Raw genomic sequence first — 20,892 nt, 5'->3', positions numbered from 1 at the left:
ATATAAAATTATATATTAGAGCATACTATCTAAAGATTGCGTTATGGCTTCGCTTCTCTCTACTAGTTGCTCAGCAGTTCTATACATTTTTCGTTTCATTAATGTATTTGCCATCGTTATGTATCTTCTTGATAGCTCCTGTTTTAACTCAACCAAAAGGGAGAAATCTGCAGGTAATTCATTCGATTCTAAGTTAACTAGTTCTTCAAATTCAAGTAACTCTTTATAGTCTTCTATTTTATCTAGTTGCGCGCTATAGCGTTGAAATCTTGGTTGATAAAATACAACAGCATCAGATGTAGGAAAGTTTACTTGTTCACCTTTATCTATTATCTCTTTGTATGCAGTTAATGCATCAATAGCTGATTCTCTTTTTAATAAATCGCTAAAAAGAAGCTCTGCTTTTTGGCTGTCAGTAAATATCGCTTTACCTACACTCAGTAGCGCTTTTTGCGAAACTACATCATCACTTTCAACTGCTTGATTAAGTGTTAATTTGAAATTTTCAAAATGCTCTGGTGAAGGTTGATATACATATGTGCTATCAACTTCGTTAAGGTCTTTAATTAGTTGGGGGATACTATTGTTGTCAACTTCGTTATAACGGGATTGCTCCAGCAGTAGATTAATTCTTGATGTTATATCAAAAATTATAGACTGGCGTTCTCTAAGAACACTTTCTAATTGCACAGAAAGCGTTTCTGAATCTGGGTAGTACTCCAAAGCTTTAGAATAGACTTCAATAGTTTTATCAAAATCTTTAAATTTATTAGCGCTATTATTTGTTCTACTCGCCCTAGTGTCGAAGCTATCTAATATACTAGTTTGATTAACTCTCAATAAACCTTGTTTTAAGACTTCGTATTGTGGAGGGATTTCTCCTAGCTTATCTAATATTTCAGGTCCACTCCATGACATCCAAGTTTCAACTTGTTGGTTGATAGCATTCGCGTTATCAAGTTTTGCCTGTAATTGTTTTGTGCTGCCATTATTCGAAACATGGTATTGGCCTGCAAGTACAGCTAAGACAACTGAAATAGCAACTAAGGTAATAGTCGGTTTTAAATTAGATTTAAGTTTATTTTGAATTGGTAGTAAGGAACTCTCACGTTGTGATGACTCTAGTGATAATGCCTTTTTTAAACTTTTCCAAAGCCAAATAGGACAATGACTAGGACGTGAAGCTGAAGTGTTTTTCGAAAGCTTATCGGCAGAAACTCGGTTAAAAGGGTGCTTACTGCTAAGTAGCTCAAATGCGATACATGCAAATGAAAACACATCATCTTTAACAGATGCTTCAGCGCCACTTAGTTGCTCTGGGCTTGCATAAGTTGGGGTATACCCACCAATTGTACCTAGGTCTGTATTACTATTAACTGCGTAAGCATCTTCTATGCTTTTATGTTTCGCTATTCCGAAGTCGAGTACCTTAAGATTACCATTACTATCGAATATTATATTAGATGGTTTAAGGTCATTATGTATAACGCCTCTAGAGTGAGCATAGATAAGCGCATCTGATAACTGTTCCATAATCACTTTGGCTTTTTTGAACGCCATACCAGAGGGCTTATTTCTTTTTATTATTTGCTCTAAAGTTTCACCTTCGATGAGTTCCATTGTCACATAATATAAATCGCCATCTGAATCGGCTGAAAATACTTTAACGATACTAGGGTGGGAAAGTTGCTGCGTTTTAGCTGTCTCATCTTTTAAGAGTGAAATTGCTTCTTCCGAATTTGAAAACTCTTCCTGCAATACTTTGATTGCAACAAATGCTTCAGAGCGGCCTGCGTTTTCTAAAAAAGTATCTCTAGCACGGTATATGTAGCACATTCCACCTTGACCAATAAGCTCTTCAACTAAGTAGCGATTAGATATTTTCTTACCAAGTAGATTTATTTTATTTTTAGGTAATGCTTTTTTTGAACTAGAAGCAAGTGAAGCAATCTGGGTTTTATCGTTAGAATTATTAGTACCGCTCATTATAAATCCTTTTATTGTGTTAATTTAAATAATTGCAAAGGTGTTTTTGTGGTTATTATCAATTTTCCCTCTGATATTCGCATGTATTTTTACAAAAAATGCTTATTATAGCAATGTTTCAATTGTTGAATATTTACATCTATACTCACAGCCCAACACCTTTTTACTTCGATATGATTTTCTCTATGCTTTTATAATTTAAATACTAAACTAAAATAAAAGAACGATTAGATAGAATGTAAATTAAAGGGGTTATCCGGTTTTAGAGCTATGCAGAGTTATATGGAAAGAAAAAAGTGGAAGGCACGTATTAAAAGCATAAAAGTCGATAACATGAGTTAAACAAGGCGCACTATAAAATCATTATTAGCGCTATTTATTAGCTGCTTTTAAGATTAAAGGGAATTAAGTCTCTGTTTATATATTAATTTCAATGTTGACAATAGTTTCGCTTGTACTTTATCCTAGCGAAATTGTAGATTTATGGGACTAACATATCAAATGGAACTGATACTAAACATAACTAGTTATCATAGACTCTCACCTGAAATTGAAGCTTCTAAGACAGTAAAAGATACGCTTACATTCGGCCGCTCTGAGTCATGTGAATGGCATCTTCCCGATCCTGAAAAAATTATATCTAGTAGGCATGGTAAAATAGAAAAAGAAGGTGATTCGTTCTCTATTTACGATAATTCTACTAATGGTATTTATATAAATTTTGGTGTGTCTCCCCTAGGCCAAGGCAATAAACAACGCCTTTCAGACAATGATGTGCTTACAATAGGTGACTTCCAGATTGAAGTTAAATTAGTTGAGCAACAAACAGTTGCCCCTTCACAAAGCCATAAAGTTATACCTAGTAACCGAAATGATGATAAGCAATTAGAAACACAGGCTGATTCTTTTTCACAATCACATAGCTTTTTAAATGACTCTATTTTAGATGAGTCGATGCCTACTGTTTCTATGGTTCAAAGTGATTTTTCAAATTCAGGGAACCAAATACCTGAAGATTGGGATGACTTATCTCGTTTGATGAATAGTGAGCATCATGTTACCGAAAATAAAAATGATGTAATCACAGAAAAATTAGAAATGCCGATTGCTCCCTCGTCTGAAAAAGCAATACCAGAAGTAAGGCATATCGAACCTACGCCCCAACGTGTACAACAAACAGAGCCACAGAGTGATTCGTCTTTATCTGATGCATTTTTGAAAGGGCTAGGAGTTAAAGCTGAATTACAAAGCTCACTTAATACAAAAGAGCTTTGGTATGAAATGGGCCAAGGTTTGAATCTAATGCTTAATGAGCTTATGGAGTCTCTGCGTCAAAGAGCGCATGTTAAAAGTCAATTAAGATTAAACCATACAATGTTTCAGACGCAACAAAATAATCCATTGAAATTTTCTGCCGATATAGATGATGTTATTCAGAATTTATTCATCAGGAATAGTGCAAGCTTCCTTTCATCTAAGGAATCTATAAAAGAAAGCTTTATAGATACACGTAGACATGAGCATGCTTTACTAGCAGGTGCTGATGGTGTTCTTAAAGGGATGTTAGCTCAAGTTTCTCCTCAGCACATTAGTCGCCAGGCAAATGAAAGCTCCAATGTACTTAAAATTATCCCCGGTCAACTCGAGTCTAAATGTTGGAAGTTATATCAGAGTTTACATGATGATCTTTCGCAAGAAGTTAATTCAAAGGGGGCGCTGGCTCTGTCGGATGATTTCTTAAATGCATATAATGATAAAATTAAAGATACGCACTAGGAAGGAATGAAATAATGCATAAAGTTAAGCTCTACTTAATGAGTTTTAGTTTATTATTTTTAGTATTAGGATGTTCAACAGTTAATAGAATTGTTCCAGCATCTACAGATTTAAAAATCAATGTTTCTAAAAATGTAAATCCGGACACATCTGATAGACCATCACCAGTAGTGATGAAAATATTTGAGCTTAGTTCCAGAACCATTTTTGATACACAAGATTTCTTCAGCTTATACGATACACCTGAAAAAATACTTGGCCCCGATTTACTTAAAAAAGATGAGCTTGAATTACAACCAAACTCAGTACAAAAATATAAAATGAGTCTGAATCGAAATACTCGTTACGTAGGCGTAGTTGTCGCATATAGAAATATTGATCAAGCAAGGTGGAGAGCTGTAATAGAAGTTGATCCAACAGGCTATGATGATATTGATGTTAATGTAGAAGCAATTGCTACATACATGAGAGAGCAATAAAAAAGGATTTTAAAATGGGTGATAACACTCGTGTTGCATGGACTGAAGGGATGTTCTTAAGGCCTCAACACTTCCAACAATCAGATAAACATATTTCTAATGTTATTAAGCAAGTTTGCAGCGGTAACCTTGCTGATCCGTGGGGAATACTTGAAATTGCTATTGATACAGAGTTATTAAATTCAGGTCAGTTTGCAATTGAAGCTTTATCAGCCATAACACCTGATTTAATGCCTATTGACATGCCACAGTCTACATCTCTTCCTGAACCATTAGTTGTTGGAAAAGATGTGTATGATGAGATTGTTTATTTGGCAATACCTGCTTTAAAAAATAGCGGGATTAATATTTCAGCGCCCGAAGAAAATATTGTCACTCGTTATAAGTTAAATGACTTGTCGGTAAGCGATGACTTTATTGGTGCGCAATCACAAGAAATTATTCAAGTAGCAAAAATATATAGCAAATTAGTTTTATCTTCAGACGATCATTCTGGTTACATACTACTTCCTTTAGCAAGAATTTTAGAAGTAAGTAGCGAAGGCCAAATCAAATTAGATAGCAAATATATCCCAGCTTCTTTGAAAGTAGGGCAATGCAAGCCCCTTCTTGGGTTAGTTCGTGAAATAGGCTCTATGATAAAGCAGCGCTCAGAAAGTATCGCTGTGCGGTTATGCCAAGGTTATGCTGGTAGTACTTCTGTTGCTGACTTTATTATGCTTCAGACGCTAAATAAGTATGACGCTGTTTTTGATAATTTATTATCAGTTAACAATCTACATCCTAATGTGCTTTATATTAGACTTATTGAGCTTGCTGGTGAGTTATCTACCTTCAGTACAGTTAATAAGCGAGTTCCTAAACTTCCTAAATATGATCATAAAAATTTAGGACAAGTCTTTAGTGAAGTCGTTAGCTTTTTATATCAATCCTTAAGTCATGTAATTGAGCAAACTGCAACTGAAATTAAGCTTGAGCAAAGTAAGTTTGGTATTTCATTTGGAGCGCTAAAAGATAAATCAGTGCTTAACTCAGCCCAGTTTATTTTAGCTATCAAAGCAAGTGTTCCGCATGAAGAACTTCGTAAGATACTACCTTCACAGATCAAAATTGGCAGTGTAGAAACAATACGCGATTTGGTAAACAATCAAATTCCCGGCATAACAATTAGTAGCTTGCCAACAGCCCCGAGACAAATTCCTTACCATGCAGGTTTTCATTATTTTGAATTAAACAAACATGGGGAACATTGGGAAAAACTTCGTTCGAGCGGAGGTATTGCTATTCACTTGTCAGGTAGCTACCCAGAACTTCAATTGAGCCTTTGGGCTATCAGAACTTAACTTTTAAAAGGAAGAGTTTCAATGGACGAAACCATTATCAAACCACGCCCTGGTAGACGAGGGCGTGAGACATCAAATAATACAAATATTAATAGTGATGCAGATAAAACGGTTATGTCGGTTGAGTCAGCATCGACTAAACTGCCAAGTAATACAAAAATATCTATATTTAAAAATCCACTTTTAGAAGCTGCAACAGATTGCTTCTCTATTGTTATCTCTATTAGTCAATCTGTAGAAATGACTAATTTAGCTGCTTTAAAACATCGCTGCGTAGAAGCAATAAAACGTTTTGAAATGGAAGTGCGTAATCAACATTTATCTAAAGATGTGATTAACAATGCACGTTACTGCTTGTGCGCAATACTCGACGAGTCTGTATTAAATTCAAAATGGAGTTCAATGGAATGGGCTGATGAAAGCTTGTTGTCTACCTTTCATAAAGAAACGTTTGGTGGTGAATATTTTTATACTCTTTTAGATGACTCACTTTCCCAACCAGAAAAAAATGAACAATTTTTAGAGTTACAATATCATTGTTTAAATCTAGGTTTTAAAGGTAAGTATAGGCTAGATACAATCGGCGATAACAAAGTAGAAGAGTATCGTTCGCAGATTTACCATTTATTGAATCAACTCAATGGACCTATAAATAACAAGCTTTCACCAAATTGGAAACAAAGAGTAGCCGCAGGTGTTGAGCTTAGAAATCAAATACCACTTTGGGTTATTTTTTCAGTTTTAGGGCTAGTGCTATTAGCTGTTTACTTATTTATTAACATGAAATTAAATGATGAAGTTTTTTCAGTGAATGAAAAATTGTCAATAATTCACCCTTTAGCTAATGATCAGACTGTTGATAAAAAAGATCAGCAATTATTAGTTTTAGAGCAGTTATTACAAACTGAAATAAAAATGGGGATTGTTGAAATAAACAAAACTCATGATCGAATCAGAATTACTATAAACAGTGAAAGCTTGTTTAACCAAGGTGACTCAAAATTATTACCATCATTTCAACCTATATTAGAAAAGCTAGCGCTTAGTTTAGAAGGTACAAAAGGACGTATATTAATTACTGGTCATACAGACGATACTCCAATTAGTACAGATAGATATCCATCCAATTGGCACCTTTCTCTTGCTAGAGCTACTCAGGTAGCTAATTCTATGGCAAAAAGCACGAACCTTAGCGGCCGTTTATGGCCTGAAGGAAAAGGCGCTGCAGAGCCAATTGCCAGTAATTCAGATTCAGCTTCTCGGTCATTAAACCGACGAATTGAAATCGATCTATTATTTTAATGAGGCTGAAATGAGTTTCTCACAAAAATTTAAAAAAATGACTTACGCGCTTACATCACGCACTGCAATGCTGATCATTGGGTTTATTGCTTTATCATTATTAATTTGGTTTGGCGGCCCTTTAATTGCGGTTGCAGATTATGTGCCTCTAGCGAGTATAGCTTCCCGGCTGCTTACTATTTTATTTGTACTACTAATATTCTCAGTTTCAAAAATATATCGTCTAGTTCAGCAAAGTAAAAGAGACGAAAAAATGGCTGATGAGTTAATTGATAGTGATGACTCAAACAGTAATGAAGTAAATGAAGAAATTACGACTTTAAAAACAAGAATGAATGAAGCAATAGACTTGTTAAAAGACGTAAAACTGTTTAAAGGTAAAAATATTTACCAGTTACCGTGGTATATAATGATTGGGCCACCTGGAGCTGGCAAGACCACCGTAATACATAACTCTGGTCTAGATTATCCTTTGAAGGATAAGCTTGGTGTAGATTTAGTTCATGGTATTGGTGGAACTCGAAATTGTGATTGGTGGTTTACTAATAAAGCTGTATTAATTGATACCGCAGGAAGGTACACGACTCAAAATAGCCATGCAAAACATGACTCTAGAGCGTGGGAAGGCTTTTTAGGCTTACTGAGAAAGTACCGTCCTTTGAGACCAATTAATGGTGTGATGATCAGTATGGGTATCTCAGAGTTGATGAGTCAAACCAAAACTGAGCGAAACCTGCATGCACGTGCAATTAAACAGAGGCTTCAAGAACTTCAAAATCAACTAGGAATGACATTTCCTGTATATGTTATTTTTTCAAAAGTTGATTTAATAGAAGGGTTTAGAGAGTTCTTTGGCGAATTAACAGAAGAAGAATGTGAGCAGGTTTGGGGCGTAACTTTTGAGCTGGATTTGGCAAAAGATACGCAGGTTGAAGCTTTTAATAAAGAGTTTCATTCTTTAATTTCTAAATTAACCGAAATGCTTAATCGTCGACTTATTAACGAGCGTAATCAAGCTATACGAGCTAAGATTTTTGAGTTCCCTAGGCAGCTTAGAGTGTTGCAAGGAGTAGCTGATGGGTTTTTAAAAGAAATTTTTACTCCTAATGCATATGAAGAATTACCAATGTTCAGGGGCGTATATTTAACAAGTGCGACCCAAGAAGGTACACCATCAAGTTTCTTGAATGATGTTAATGCCGGAAAAACAGATTATATAAACCAATCAAAAAGTTTTTTTATAAAAAATGTTTTGGAAAGCGTTATTTTTCCGGAGCAAAACTTAGCAAGTACTAACAAACACCATGATAAACAAAATAAATGGTTACGTATCGCGAGTATCTCACTTGCTTGTGTTGCTTTGTTTGGCTTTTCAATTTCATGGTATTTTAGTTTTGCTTGGAATAGCAATTTAATTTCTGCAACAGAGGAAGCAGTTACAACATACCAAGAGCTAGATTCAGCTTCATTTGATAGAAATAACTTATTAGTGTTAAACGATAGGCTAAATGCATTAAGAGACTTACCAGCGAGCAATTCAGATTTATTTAATGTGCAAGACTCTCCTTCATTTGGTTTTAACAAACTAAATGAAATTAGAGAATCATCTGTTAATGCATATGACCGTTCGTTGCAAACATATTTAGAACCATTTATAAGTAACACGCTGATTAAAGAGATGGAGGCTCATCCTGAGCATTTAAGTTATTTATATGAAACGTTAAAGTGTTATTTAATGTTATTTCAGCCTGAGTATTTTGATAGCGAAGATATTACTGTTTGGTTTAGTGCTTACTTAGAAAGAAGTTTACCTGGTGATAAGAGCATTCAAACCAGAAATGAATTAATGGGTCACATTACTGCATTATTAGGGAACGGTATAAATCAGAGCGAGATTGATAATCAGGCAGTACGTAATGCGCGTACTGAATTAACTAAACTTCCTATTGCTGAAAGAGCATATCAACGTCTTCAAGCTGACTTTTTAAATAGTAGTATTCCACCATTTAGATTAACTGATATTATTAGTTTTGAAAGTGCGCAAAAATTTACTTTTAGAAATAATGGGGAGTTAACAAGAAGTATTCCTGGCTTATATACATTTAATGGCTTCCACGGCATTTTCAATGTAGAAAAAAGTAAAATGCTTGGTAATTTAATGGCCAGTAGTTGGGTATATGGTGAGGAAGCTTCGGGAACTTATGATATTTCAAAAGATGAAATTGAGAAGAAATTAGAGCAACGTTATTTTCAAGATTATATATATTATTGGCAATCGTTTTTGGATGATTTAAGTCTTAACCAATATAGCTCTCCATCGGAAGGTGTAAATATTACTGATGTATTAGCGGGTTCAGAAGCTCCAATCAAAAACATTATAAGTGCCGTGCAAAAAAATGTTCAGTTAACAAAGCTACCTGTATCTGAAAACCAAAAAGCAGCCGGTAAAGTTGCTGCTAACGCTGCAGAAATAGCAATGCAAACGAAGGCTAATAGAATTAAACGTTTTTTACCTAATGAAGCCCCTAAGTTTGATATTAAATTACCTGGTCATCAAGTAGAAGAAGCATTTGAAGATGTTATTAATATTGATGCACAGCAGTTAGATAATATTCAGAAAAACTTGAGAGAACTGAATATTTATTTAACAAAACTAGATAGAGGCGATCAACTTAAATACTCAATAAAAGATCAAATTAGTGGAAAGAGTAAGCCAAGTTTTATCCGTCAATTAGAGTTTCAGAGCCGTGACTTACCTTACCCGTTTAATAGCTGGTTATTAGATATAAGCCGAGATACGAGTAATATCACAAAAAATAGTGCAAACAGACACTTAAATGAAATTTGGAAAAGCAAAGTTCTACGAGAATACAATGCAGCGATTGTAGGAAGGTACCCATTTTCTCCACAAGCAGATAAAGAAGTTAACATGAAAGACTTTACTCGCTTCTTTGGGCCAAATGGAACGATAGACAGCTTTTTCAACAGTTATGTTGCACCTAGTGTAGATATAAGTTCAAGCCCATGGAAATTTGAAAAAGACATTGGTATCAGCAATGAAACACTAAAAATGTTTGAGCATGCTTATCAGATCCAAACTGCATTTTTTGACCGTGGTAGTGATACACCAAGAATTGAATTTGGGTTACGACCACTTGAACTTGACCGTACAGTATCTAGTTTAATGATAGAAATTGATGGACAGTCTATGACTTATCGTCATGGTCCACTGAAAGTGACTAACTTTATTTGGCCTGGAGCAACGGGGCAGAGCAAAACTCGTGTTGTATTTACCCCTCCTAACGGTGGCCGTTCTATGAATACAACTTACCTTGGAGAGTGGTCACTTTATCGTATGCTAGATGAGCTGAGTGCGACACGAAGTAAAACGCGAGAAGACTTACAGCTACATTTTGCACTTATGGGAAATAATGCAAAAGTAGAGTTATTGCCTAAGTCAATTAGACACCCATTTTGGAATACAAGTGTAGAGAAGTTTTCATGTCCGACGCGATTATAAATATTGGTTACCTTGGCAAAGTCCCATGCTTAGGGGATTTTGTACAAGATAATGTTTCTAAAGAGTTTTCTGAACACTGGGAGCAATGGCTACAAGCTGCCATTGCTGTCAGCAAGGAGCAGCTTGGTGATATATGGCAGGATAATTATCTAACTGGCCCTGTATGGCACTTTGCTTTGAGCTCAAATATAGTTGGTGATACTGGAGTGATGGGAACACTTATTCCAAGCATGGATGCCGTTGGCAGGCACTATCCTTTTACTGTATTGAGTTATACAGACCATGCACCGATTGAAGTTCTAAACTCTGGTGTATTTTCTTTAGAGTATGAAGACGCTGTTTTAAAAGTACTAGATGGATCTGTCGATCTTTTTTCTTGGAGAAAAGAGCTCGCAAAAACTATCAAAATGGCTCCTTCTGAAAAGAAACAAGTTAATTTTTTTGACTCTCTAGACAAAAATAAACAAGGTGAAGCATTTGAGTTTTCTGGCACAGAGCTTACCAACACCATTTTGCAAGATGCGATGCATGCCATATTCTACAAAAAGCATGGCGATTATAGCGTTTGGTGGACACATGGGTCATGTAATATAAAGCCGATGGTGGTTATAACTTCCGCCTTGCCACCGGTTAATCAGGTCGCTGCTATGTTAGATGGACGATGGAAACACTGGGAATGGAATTATACACAGGTAAAAAACAGTGATAAGTAATAAATTTAGTACAAGTTATGCTATTACCCATCGAGGTGTTGTTAGGCAATTAAATGAAGATGCTCACGTTGAAATTAATAGTCACAACGTATGGGTTGTTGCTGATGGTATGGGTGGGCATGAGGCCGGAGAAGTCGCTAGTCAATTAGTTGTTGATGTTATTAGGGCTAAAGTTCAGGAACTTGATTTAGTTGATCTTGATGTATCTCACATCGTTAGCGCTATAGAGAACGCTAATAAACAACTAAATAACTATAGTTCGCAATATTTAGATAACAAAACCGCTGGTAGTACCGTGACGGCTCTTTTTATAAAGGGCGGAGTGTACTATGTGATTTGGGTTGGTGATAGTCGGGCTTATTTATTACGTAATGGGAAGTTTGAACAAGTTTCACGCGATCATAGTCAAGTAAATGATTTAATTGATGAGGGAATAATCTCAATCGAAGAGGCAAAAGATCACCCTCTTTCAAATGTAATTACTCGCGCAGTCGGCGTAATGGATGAAGTTAAAGTAGACGTAATTAAAAACGAACTTAAAACAGGTGATATATTTCTTTTATGTTCGGATGGCCTTACAGGTGAATTGTCAGATGACGATATACGCTTATCATTAGAGCCAAGTAGTATTATAGACTCAGGTATGGCTTTAATGCATTCATCGTTAGTTAGAGGCGCTAGAGATAATGTAACGTGCATTTTAGTTAAGTATGACGAAACAAAAAACAATCTCCATGGCGAAATACTTAATATACAAGATGAGGCAACCATTCCCTTATTTACAAAATAGGGTCTAGTTAGTTTTTTGTTTTATTAGCACTATTTAAAAGTTTTATGTTTAAAGTATTCATGCCCTAATTGTGTTTATACATTTGTAATAACTAATGTATAAACACAATTGTAACTGGGCTTGTAATTTAATATAAAGAATGTAATATGAAATCCGCTCTGCTTTATTAGAGTTTTATGGATAATTATTAGGACGACGGAATGTTTTTATTAGAAGAATATATCTCCCCTATTTCAGACACAGAGATTGCAGGTATTGATCCTCGCTCAGATGTCTCTCCTACGTCTACTTATTATGCCTTAAAAGATTTACGCAATCAGTTACGAGCTGCTGAACGTAATGCTTTGGTTGACGAGCAAGGTATCTCATCGCTTTCACGCGATTGGTTACCGCTTTTAGAACAATGCAGCGAAGCTATAAAAACTGAAAGCAAAGATATCGAATATTTAGCATGGCTTATAGAAGCCTTGTGTCGTATTCATGGATTTAAGGGTTTAGCATTTGGTTTTAAAGTTGCTTATAGCTTATTAGAAAACCATTTTGAGTCTTTATATCCAACTTTAGATACTGATGATGATATTTCAGATAAAGTTTCAGCGCTAGTTGGTTTAAATGGAACCGCTGGGGAAGGGACTTTAATAATACCGATCAAAAGTATTTACCTAACTGACAGTGTTAGTTTAGATGCTTTTTCTTTTTGGGAATACCAGCAAGGCTATGACATTTCTCGTTTAAACGAGGAAAAAAGAGAGAAAAAAATAGCGCAAGGTTCTGTTGATTTTGAATTAATAGAAAAAAGCGCAGCAGAAACGAGTACTGAATTTTTTCTTTCTCTAAAACAAGATATTGAAGACTCAATCGAGGAGTTTTCGATACTTAGTGATGTTATGGATAAAGTTACAGATCAACCTCAGCCTACTTCTAATATAAAAAAAGCGCTCGAAGTTGCACTTGCAGCAGTTAAACATATAGCAGCTGATAAATTGGAAGCTGCTGAAATTGCTTTAGCAGAAAAAAATGCGGAAGAAGAAGATACTGATACAGGCGGAGATGATAATTCGGTTGAAGTGTTAATCGAAAAATCGAGTAGTAATGAGATTAACTCTAGAGAAAGTGCGATTAAAAAATTAAAAGAAATCGCTACTTTTTTTAGAAAAACAGAACCTCATTCACCAATGTCATACACGATTGAACAAGTAATTCGATGGAGCGAATTGTCGCTACCTGAGTTATTAAATGAATTAATTACAGATAGTGATGCTAGGACTGGGTACTTTAAGTTGTCTGGCATTAAAATCAGCGAAACTGAAACATAAGTAAAAGGAGTTCTCAATGAGTATCCATGATAAATTAAAACGAGTTCGTAAGCCTAGAGTACATATCACTTATGATGTGGAAACTGAAGGTGCAGCGGTTAAAAAAGAATTACCATTTGTTGTTGGTGTGATGGGGGACTTTTCAGGAGATAATGCTGATGCCTTAAAACCACTTAAAGACAGACGATTCATTCAGATAGATCGTGAAAACTTTAATGATGTTTTAAAGCGCATGAGCCCTTCTCTTAATTTATTAGTCGACAATACATTAAATGATGATGGTTCTCAGTTTGACGTTAAACTTAACTTTAAATCAATAGATGACTTTGAGCCGGCAGCAGTTGTAAACCAGGTTGAGCCATTACGTAAGCTAATGGAAACGCGCAACAAGCTTCGCGACTTAATGACAAAAATTGACCGTTCAGAAGAGCTTGAAAACGTTTTAGAAGAAGTGCTAAGTAATACTGCAAGTTTAGACTCTATTGCTAAGGAACTTAAATTAGAGGAGACTGAAAAATGAGTACAGAACAATTAAGTACAGAGTTAGAGTCAACTACTGAAGTAAGTTCATCTTTACTAGAGCAAGCCATTGGTGCAACAAAACAGACTGATGCAAGCCGAGCTGAAGAATTACTTAAAACACTGACTGAAGAAGCCTTAAAAGGTACAGTTCAGTGGAACAAAAATATGACTGTGACGTTTAATGAAGCAATTCAATTAATCGATCAAAAAATATCAAAGCAATTAAGCGTTGTTATGCACAGTGAGCAATTTCAGAAGCTTGAAGGCTCATGGCGTGGTTTACATCACCTAGTGATGAACTCAGAAACAAGTGGCACACTTAAAATCCGTGTTTTAAACATGAAGAAAAAAGAGCTTCATAAAGATTTAAGTAAAGCCGTTGAATTTGATCAAAGCCAAACGTTTAAGAAAATATACGAATCTGAATTTGGTACACCTGGTGGCGAACCTTATGGAACTATAGTTGGTGATTTCGAATTCACTAACCACCCAGAAGATGTTGAAGCATTAAGCTTAATGTCTAATGTTGCTGCTGCTGGCTTTTGTCCATTTATTGCAGCATCTTCACCTTCGTTATTTGGTTTCGATAACTGGGAAGAGCTAACTAAACCTCGTGATTTAGAAAAAGTATTTGAATCATTAGAATACACTAAATGGCGCTCGTTTAGAGACAGCGATGATTCTCGTTTCGTATCATTAACAATGCCTCGTTTCTTATCACGCCTTCCATACGGCGCAGCTTCTAAGCCTGTCGAAGAGTTTAACTACGAAGAATTTGAAGTTGAGCCTAAAGATGGTCGTTCAGTAAGTACTGATAATAATGATTATTGTTGGAGTAACGCTGCATACGCAATGGCTACAAATATGACAAAAGCTTTTGCTCAATACGGTTTCTGTACAGCAATTCGTGGTGCTGAAGGCGGTGGTAAAGTTGAAGGTCTTCCTACACATATTTTCACTAGCGATGATGGCGACCCAGATCTAAAATGTCCTACTGAAATTGGTATTACGGATCGTCGTGAAGCTGAGTTAAGCAAACTAGGTTTCTTACCTCTGTGTCACTATAAAAATACTGATTATGCAGTGTTCTTTGGTGGTCAAAGCTGTCAAAAACCACAAATTTATTCTACGCCGGATGCAACAGCTAACGCCGCAATTTCTGCACGCCTACCTTACTTAATGGCAACATCTCGTTTTGCTCATTACCTTAAAGTTATGGCTCGCGACAAAATCGGTAGCTTCATGGAAGCAGAAGATGTTGAATCTTGGTTAAACCGTTGGATTCTATCGTATGTAAATGCGACAGAAGGCGGTGGCCAGGACATCAGAGCACGTTACCCTTTGGCTGATGCAAAAGTATCTGTTAAAGAGATCCCGGGGCAACCTGGTGCTTACAATGCTGTAGCTTGGTTGAAACCATGGCTGCAAATGGAAGAGTTAACTTCTTCTTTACGTCTTGTAGCTAAAATTCCAGAGATTGGTTAATTAACCAATCTTAAGCGTTAAGGATAATGCAGTAGAATGAATCACGAAGAGTTTTCATTTATAAATCAAGACTTCGCTTTTCAACAAAAGTCGCAGTCTCGAATAAGTGATAATGAAGCTTTGCTCGACAGGTTTTTAAATGAAAAAAACCTTGATAAAGCATTATTATTATGGCTTGAAGGCTCTTCTGATTCTCCTATATCTTGGAATAAAGAATCCCTAGGTCCGTATCTACAACGTGTAATCGTAGAACTAGACCAACTCATATCAAATCAATTGAATATCATTATTCATGATAACCGCTTTCAAAAATTAGAAGCCACTTGGCGTAATTTATGGTGGTTGTTACTGCAAAGCGAACAATACGATAAAGAAAATAAAGTTAAAGTTAAGGTGCTTAATTGTGATTGGGCAACATTGTCTAAAGATGTTAACAAAGCGATTGACTTTGACCAGAGCTTGTTTTTTCAAGTACTTTATCAAAGCGAATTTGACAGCGCCGGTGGAGAGCCATTTGGAGTTGTAATAGGTGACTACGAAATAACAAATGCATGTTCTGCAGGAACTGTCTATAACGATATAGATACGATTAAAGAAATATCCAGAACAGCTGCCGCCGCATTTGCCCCATTTATTTGTTCTGCTTCACCTAACTTGTTTGGAGCTGATTACTTTTCTGATTTAGGGTATTACTCAGATCTTTTTAATCACTTTGAACAACCAGAATATGTAAAATGGCAAAGCTTTCGAAAGATGGAAGAGGCTCGGTTTGTTGGCTTTACGTTGCCGCACATATTAGTTAGACCACCATATAGTAATGATGGTAAGCGCCATCAAGATTTTTATTTTAAAGAACAAATTATCGACCCTGAGACCGATATGCTTTGGGGAAATGCCTCATATCAGTTTGTATCAACAATAATAAGAGCTTACTGTGAAAGTGGATGGTTTGGTCATATTCGAGGAATTGAACCAGGAAAAATATCCAAAGGGTTAGTAACAGGGCTTGCTCGCGATAGTTTTGCAAATGATATATATCAAAAAGAGGCTAAGCCTCCTTTAAATTTACTAGTTACAAGTAAGTTTGAAAAACAGTTTTCTGAACTTGGTTTTATTCCAGCTTCATCAGTGACTAACACTGAACATGTTGTTTTTTATAGCAATGCATCAGTGCAAAAAACAAAAAACTATGACTCTAGTGCTGCGAATATTAATGCTCGCTTATCATCAATGCTGCAATATATTTTATGCGTATCGCGTTTTGCCCATTATTTGAAATTATTAGCGCGTGACCGTGTTGGTTCTTACATTTCAGCACAAGCTTGCGAGAGAGATTTACAAGCTTGGATAAATAATTACACAACAGCATCAGATTCAGCTTCAGAGCATATTCGAAGTAAATACCCATTAAGTAACGCAAGAATAAAAGTGAGTGAGAACAAGGCCAACCCAGGTCATTATTTTTCTGTTTTACAGTTACAGCCACACTTTCAATTAGATCAGATGGTCTCTAGTATAAAATTAATTACTGAGCTCAGTCCTCATCATAAAATAAAGGAATAGTAATGAAAAAAATACATAACTTAATTCGTGAGGGGAAACTCACTGATGCACTGTCTTGTTGCGCTACGGAGCTTCAAGATGAACCTCTAAATTTTGATATTAGAAGTGTTTATGCAGAACTACTTTGCATTAATGGCGAACTTGAAAAAGCCGATAAACAATTAGATTTCATGGTTCAAAAGAACCCTGAATTTGCTGTGGGAGCTGTAAATCTTCGCCATTTAATTCGTGCGCAACAATCAAGAGTTGATTTTTACCAAGGTAAAGGCATTCCTAAGTTGTTTCATGATGCAGATGCGTTAGATACTATATTCTTGAGAATGCACGTTGCTCTACTTGAAAATGAAGTTGATGAAGCTGCAAAATTAGCAAAAGAAATGGAAGAATTGAGAGTTCAAGCGTCACAAAGTGGTACTTCAGTAATTAGAGACCTTGATGACAGTTTAGGTCCTTACTTAGAAGTATTAGGGACTAATGGTGAATTTTATTTAGCTAACTTTAATGAAATTGAAACATTAAAAGTTGAGCCTAATGAATCACTACTTGAAAGTATTTGGCTAAGAGTTGAAATTACAATTAAAGATGGTGGTCCCTCAGGTACTGCGCACTTACCACTTGTATACGCTAATTCAAATAGTGAACTAGAAAAGCTAGGTCAAGTATCTGACTGGGAAGAATTACAAGATGAATTTATTATTGGTAAAGGAATGAAAATGTTATTCGTTGATGACGAAGCAATTACAATCCCGAACTTAAAAATAAACGTTTTAGAAACAGCATAGTCTGATTTGATTAATTATGATTGAGCATAAACAACAGCTTCAAGCATCTATTTTAGACAGGCTCATTGATGATGAGCCTGACTTTCAAGATGCACCTTCTCGTACAGAGGGAATAACAATTAGTGAACTGAGGAAAAATGTACGAAGAGATATTGAAGCACTGCTTAATGCTCGGATTCAATGGCATACATGGCCATCACAATACGACGAGTTAGCAACGTCTTGCTTGTCGTATGGTTTGCCAGATTTTTCTAGTATGTCAGTGAGCTCTCATGAAGGGCGGACTTTGTTGTGTGAAACAGTTAGAAATACAATTTTAAAGTTTGAACCTAGGTTTCTTGAGGTCGAAGTATTTACTGACGACGAAGTCCCCATTAATCGCGTACTAAACCTTAGAATAAACGCACTTTTATACGCAGACCCTGAGCCTGAATTTATTAGTTTTGACTCTGAAGTTGAACCCGTTAATTTGGGTATGAAAATTATTGAGGCATCTTTATGAACGATGAATTATTAAAATATTATAATCGTGAATTAGCATTTGTGCGTCATCTAGGTAAAGATTTTGCCGATAAATATCCAAAGGTAGCTGGGCGCTTAAAGCTTAGTGAAGATCATATTGAAGACCCTCATGTATCAAGATTAATTGAATCATTCGCTTTTTTGACAGCAAACATCAGGCAAAAATTAGATGACAGTTTTCCAGAGCTAACAGATGCTTTACTAGGACAAATGCTGCCTGATTATCAAGCTCCAATTCCTTCAATGTCGATTGTTAAGCTAGAAGCTGAAAACCTATCTACTACAGGGATAGTTATTCCCAGAGCCAGTGAAGTAGAAACTAACGTGGAGTCAATGAAGCAGTGTAAATTTCAGACGTGTTATGAAACATATTTATGGCCTGTAGAAATCACAAGTGCTCAATTTGATAACAGCCCATTTGTGGCGCCAAAACCAAGGTGGCATGAAAAAGCTAAATCAATATTTAAACTTGAGCTAACAGGGGAGTACAAAGGTGTATCTCTTGCTGAAACAGGGCTGGAAAAATTACGCATTTTTATTAATGGTCAATGGCATCATACTTTAAAAGTTTACGAGCTTTTATTTAAGCATTGTATCGGAATTGCTATTGATAACGGTGAAGAAGGGATTAAGTACTTATCCAAAAATCAACTTAAAGCCGTTGGTTTTGATGTGAATGAAGCTGTTGTCCCTTACTCTAAGCGTTCGTCTGCGGGTTATCGCTTATTGGTTGAAAATTTTACTTTCCCAGAAAAATTCAGGTTTTTTGAATTAGACGGAATTAAATCCTCACTACCAAAAAAATCGAATCAATGTACCTTATATTTTTATCTAGATACTGAGTCTGCAGAGCTTGAAAAGCAGGTTGATAAGAGCATGTTTTTACTCGGCTGTACGCCAATTATTAACATGTTTGAGCAAGAGTTAGAGCCAATACGTCCAGAAATAAGTGAATACGAGTATAAATTAACACCGCGCTACATGGACTCAGAAATTTCAGAGGTTATCGGTCTTTCAGAAGTTATCGCTTTTGACCATAAAGGTAACAAGCAGGTCGTATCGCCTTTTTACGGGCAAACACACCCTAAATATCACGGACACGATGATTTATTTTGGCATATTCGCAGAGAAACGGCGTCATGGGCAGGCGGCTATGTTGAGTCGGGCACAGAAACATTTTTGTCACTTGTTGATGCTACGTTTGAGAATAGCGCAATGGCTTACGGAGAAGGCAATACAGTTTTAACCGTACGTGCAAATTGTAGCAACAGAAACTTACCAGCCAGTATGCCTTTTGGTGATGACGAGTTGGGCTTACTGATGCCTGAACGTGGTGATGTAATTAAAAAAATACGGTGTTTAATTCCATTTACTCATGCCGTTAGACCTATATTAGCTGATGCAACCCGGTGGCAATTAGTGAATCATTTAACACTAGATGCTTTTAGTGGTGATGACGCGTGTAAAAAGTTGAAGGAAGTACTTCGACTATATGATTTTAGAGCATCACCACAAACTAAGGGCATGATTGATAACATATATAGGGTTTTAATTAAACCATCAACAGCAAGAGTGGTACAAAGTGGCAGAGTAAGTTTTGCAACAGGAAGCGATATTGAAATAACGTTTGCTAATGATGATTTTTCTGGCAGTGGTATGTTTTTCTTCGCGACTATACTTGATCATTTCTTTGCACAGTTTTCTGCAATTAATAGCTTTACTCGTGTGAGCTTGAGACTGAAAGAACAAGAGGAATTATATTATCAATGGCCAGCTAGAGTAGGCGATAGTCCTCTTTTATGATTAAGCATATTATTTCTCAAGCATCACAAATAGATTTTTACAAGGCTGTTTTTATAATAGAAAACCAGCTTAAAAAGCATGGCTTAGAACATAGACATGTTGGTTACGATAGCAATCCAAAGCAGGAGCTTATTAGGTTTACTGCAACACAAAAATTTGGCTACCCAGGTAATGCAATTACCAAGTTAGAAGAGACAAGTTTTGAAGATGGATTACATAAAGTAAACATGCAGGTCTCATTTATGGGATTAACGGGATGCTCAGGCGCTTTACCTCAGTTTTATAGCGAACTAGTAATGCAGCGACTTCGCTACAAAGACACAACGATGCGTGACTTTTATGACATGTTTAATCATCGTCTAATTTCGTTGTATTACAGAGCGTGGAAAAAGTATAAGCCATCTCTTAATCATGTAAATAAAGATAAAAACAAAGACCCCTATACACAAATACTAGGGCTTTTAAGCGGTGGCTATAACGAACACCAACTTCACTTTTCGGGCTTGTATAGTCGTAAAATAAGAAATGCCTCTGATTTAAAAAGTATTTTATCTTCTTATTTAGGCTGTGACGTAACGATTAAGCAAATGATTGGTCAATGGCACGATCTCAATCCACAAGAACAAACACGTTTGGCAAGTCAGACTCTTTATGAAGGGCAACATGCATGCCTAGGTGTTGATACTGTTATTGGAAATAAAGTCTGGGATATTTCGTCAAATATAGAGGTTCACATTTCTTCAAATGATCCGAGCAAAGCCAGAGCATTGTTACCAAAAGGAACATTGTTCGAATTAACAAATAAAATAATTAAAGATTATGTAGGAAATGCAGTTCAATTTCGTTTAGTGATTGAATCTAACTTTGACGAGCTAGAAGCTGCAACACTATCTAAGAATGATTGCCAACTTGGCGCAAATAGCTTTTTAGGCGCCCGTAAAAATACATTAAACACTAACCCTACTAAGTTATCGTTTAAAGGATAATTAA

The 20,892-nt window shown here is 36.0% G+C and carries 16 protein-coding genes; 15 read left to right on the top strand and 1 reads right to left on the bottom strand.

Features of this window, described 5'->3' with window-relative positions; translation table 11 throughout:
- Positions 1-15: 15 nt before the first annotated feature.
- Positions 16-1,986 carry a serine/threonine-protein kinase gene (locus I6E82_RS07075; RefSeq protein WP_197117288.1) on the bottom strand — a complete coding sequence of 657 codons (1,971 nt, stop codon included), beginning with the start codon at positions 1,984-1,986 and terminating at the stop codon, positions 16-18.
- A gap of 501 nt (positions 1,987-2,487) precedes the next feature.
- Here I6E82_RS07075 and tagH point away from each other — a divergent pair.
- The 15 genes from tagH (at position 2,488) to tssG (ending at position 20,888) form a co-directional block, all read left to right on the top strand.
- On the top strand, positions 2,488-3,762 hold the full coding sequence (gene tagH, locus I6E82_RS07070; protein WP_101216308.1) for a type VI secretion system-associated FHA domain protein TagH: 1,275 nt from the start codon (positions 2,488-2,490) through the stop codon (positions 3,760-3,762).
- Positions 3,763-3,776: 14 nt separating this feature from the next.
- Positions 3,777-4,241, top strand: a complete 465-nt coding sequence (gene tssJ, locus I6E82_RS07065) for a type VI secretion system lipoprotein TssJ (protein ID WP_024607353.1) — start codon at positions 3,777-3,779, stop codon at positions 4,239-4,241.
- A 14-nt stretch (positions 4,242-4,255) separates the two neighbouring features.
- Positions 4,256-5,584, top strand: coding sequence for a type VI secretion system baseplate subunit TssK (tssK, locus tag I6E82_RS07060; protein WP_101216309.1), 1,329 nt, complete (start codon positions 4,256-4,258; stop codon positions 5,582-5,584).
- A 21-nt stretch (positions 5,585-5,605) separates the two neighbouring features.
- Positions 5,606-6,886, top strand: coding sequence for a type VI secretion system protein TssL, long form (gene tssL, locus I6E82_RS07055; protein ID WP_197112959.1), 1,281 nt, complete (start codon positions 5,606-5,608; stop codon positions 6,884-6,886).
- 10 nt (positions 6,887-6,896) lie between these two features.
- Positions 6,897-10,406, top strand: coding sequence for a type VI secretion system membrane subunit TssM (gene tssM / locus I6E82_RS07050; protein ID WP_197112962.1), 3,510 nt, complete (start codon positions 6,897-6,899; stop codon positions 10,404-10,406).
- Positions 10,388-11,119, top strand: a complete 732-nt coding sequence (gene tagF, locus I6E82_RS07045; protein WP_197117286.1) for a type VI secretion system-associated protein TagF — start codon at positions 10,388-10,390, stop codon at positions 11,117-11,119. Before tssM ends, tagF begins: the two co-directional genes overlap by 19 nt.
- Positions 11,109-11,909: a PP2C family protein-serine/threonine phosphatase gene (locus I6E82_RS07040; RefSeq protein WP_225305707.1), complete on the top strand. Its 801-nt coding sequence runs from the start codon at positions 11,109-11,111 to the stop codon at positions 11,907-11,909. Before tagF ends, I6E82_RS07040 begins: the two co-directional genes overlap by 11 nt.
- 200 nt (positions 11,910-12,109) lie before the next feature.
- Positions 12,110-13,225, top strand: coding sequence for a type VI secretion system protein TssA (gene tssA, locus I6E82_RS07035; protein ID WP_101216313.1), 1,116 nt, complete (start codon positions 12,110-12,112; stop codon positions 13,223-13,225).
- A gap of 16 nt (positions 13,226-13,241) precedes the next feature.
- Complete coding sequence (gene tssB / locus I6E82_RS07030) at positions 13,242-13,745, top strand: type VI secretion system contractile sheath small subunit (protein ID WP_024607346.1); 504 nt, start codon at positions 13,242-13,244, stop codon at positions 13,743-13,745.
- Entirely contained in the window at positions 13,742-15,232 is a 1,491-nt protein-coding gene (tssC, locus tag I6E82_RS07025) for a type VI secretion system contractile sheath large subunit (RefSeq protein WP_024607345.1), read from the top strand. The genes tssB and tssC (I6E82_RS07025) overlap by 4 nt, the downstream gene beginning before the upstream one ends.
- A gap of 36 nt (positions 15,233-15,268) precedes the next feature.
- Positions 15,269-16,795 (top strand): type VI secretion system contractile sheath large subunit, encoded by a 1,527-nt coding sequence (gene tssC, locus I6E82_RS07020; RefSeq protein ID WP_024607344.1) that lies wholly within the window; start codon positions 15,269-15,271, stop codon positions 16,793-16,795.
- Between the two features lie 2 nt (positions 16,796-16,797).
- Positions 16,798-17,577: a type VI secretion system accessory protein TagJ gene (locus I6E82_RS07015; protein ID WP_024607343.1), complete on the top strand. Its 780-nt coding sequence runs from the start codon at positions 16,798-16,800 to the stop codon at positions 17,575-17,577.
- Positions 17,578-17,593: 16 nt separating this feature from the next.
- The gene (gene tssE / locus I6E82_RS07010; RefSeq protein ID WP_024607342.1) at positions 17,594-18,079 is read left to right on the top strand and encodes a type VI secretion system baseplate subunit TssE; all 486 of its coding nucleotides are present in this window, start codon (positions 17,594-17,596) and stop codon (positions 18,077-18,079) included.
- Positions 18,076-19,902: a type VI secretion system baseplate subunit TssF gene (gene tssF / locus I6E82_RS07005; RefSeq protein ID WP_024607341.1), complete on the top strand. Its 1,827-nt coding sequence runs from the start codon at positions 18,076-18,078 to the stop codon at positions 19,900-19,902. The genes tssE and tssF overlap by 4 nt, the downstream gene beginning before the upstream one ends.
- Entirely contained in the window at positions 19,899-20,888 is a 990-nt protein-coding gene (gene tssG, locus I6E82_RS07000) for a type VI secretion system baseplate subunit TssG (RefSeq protein ID WP_024607340.1), read from the top strand. The genes tssF and tssG overlap by 4 nt, the downstream gene beginning before the upstream one ends.
- The last annotated feature ends 4 nt before the right edge of the window (positions 20,889-20,892 follow it).

Origin of the sequence: Pseudoalteromonas sp. NZS11 (genome assembly GCF_015864765.1) — a bacterium.
GTDB lineage: Bacteria > Pseudomonadota > Gammaproteobacteria > Enterobacterales > Alteromonadaceae > Pseudoalteromonas > Pseudoalteromonas arctica.
The sequence above is the reverse complement of the archived record's forward strand: the minus strand, read 5'-3'. Positions and strand labels throughout refer to the sequence as shown.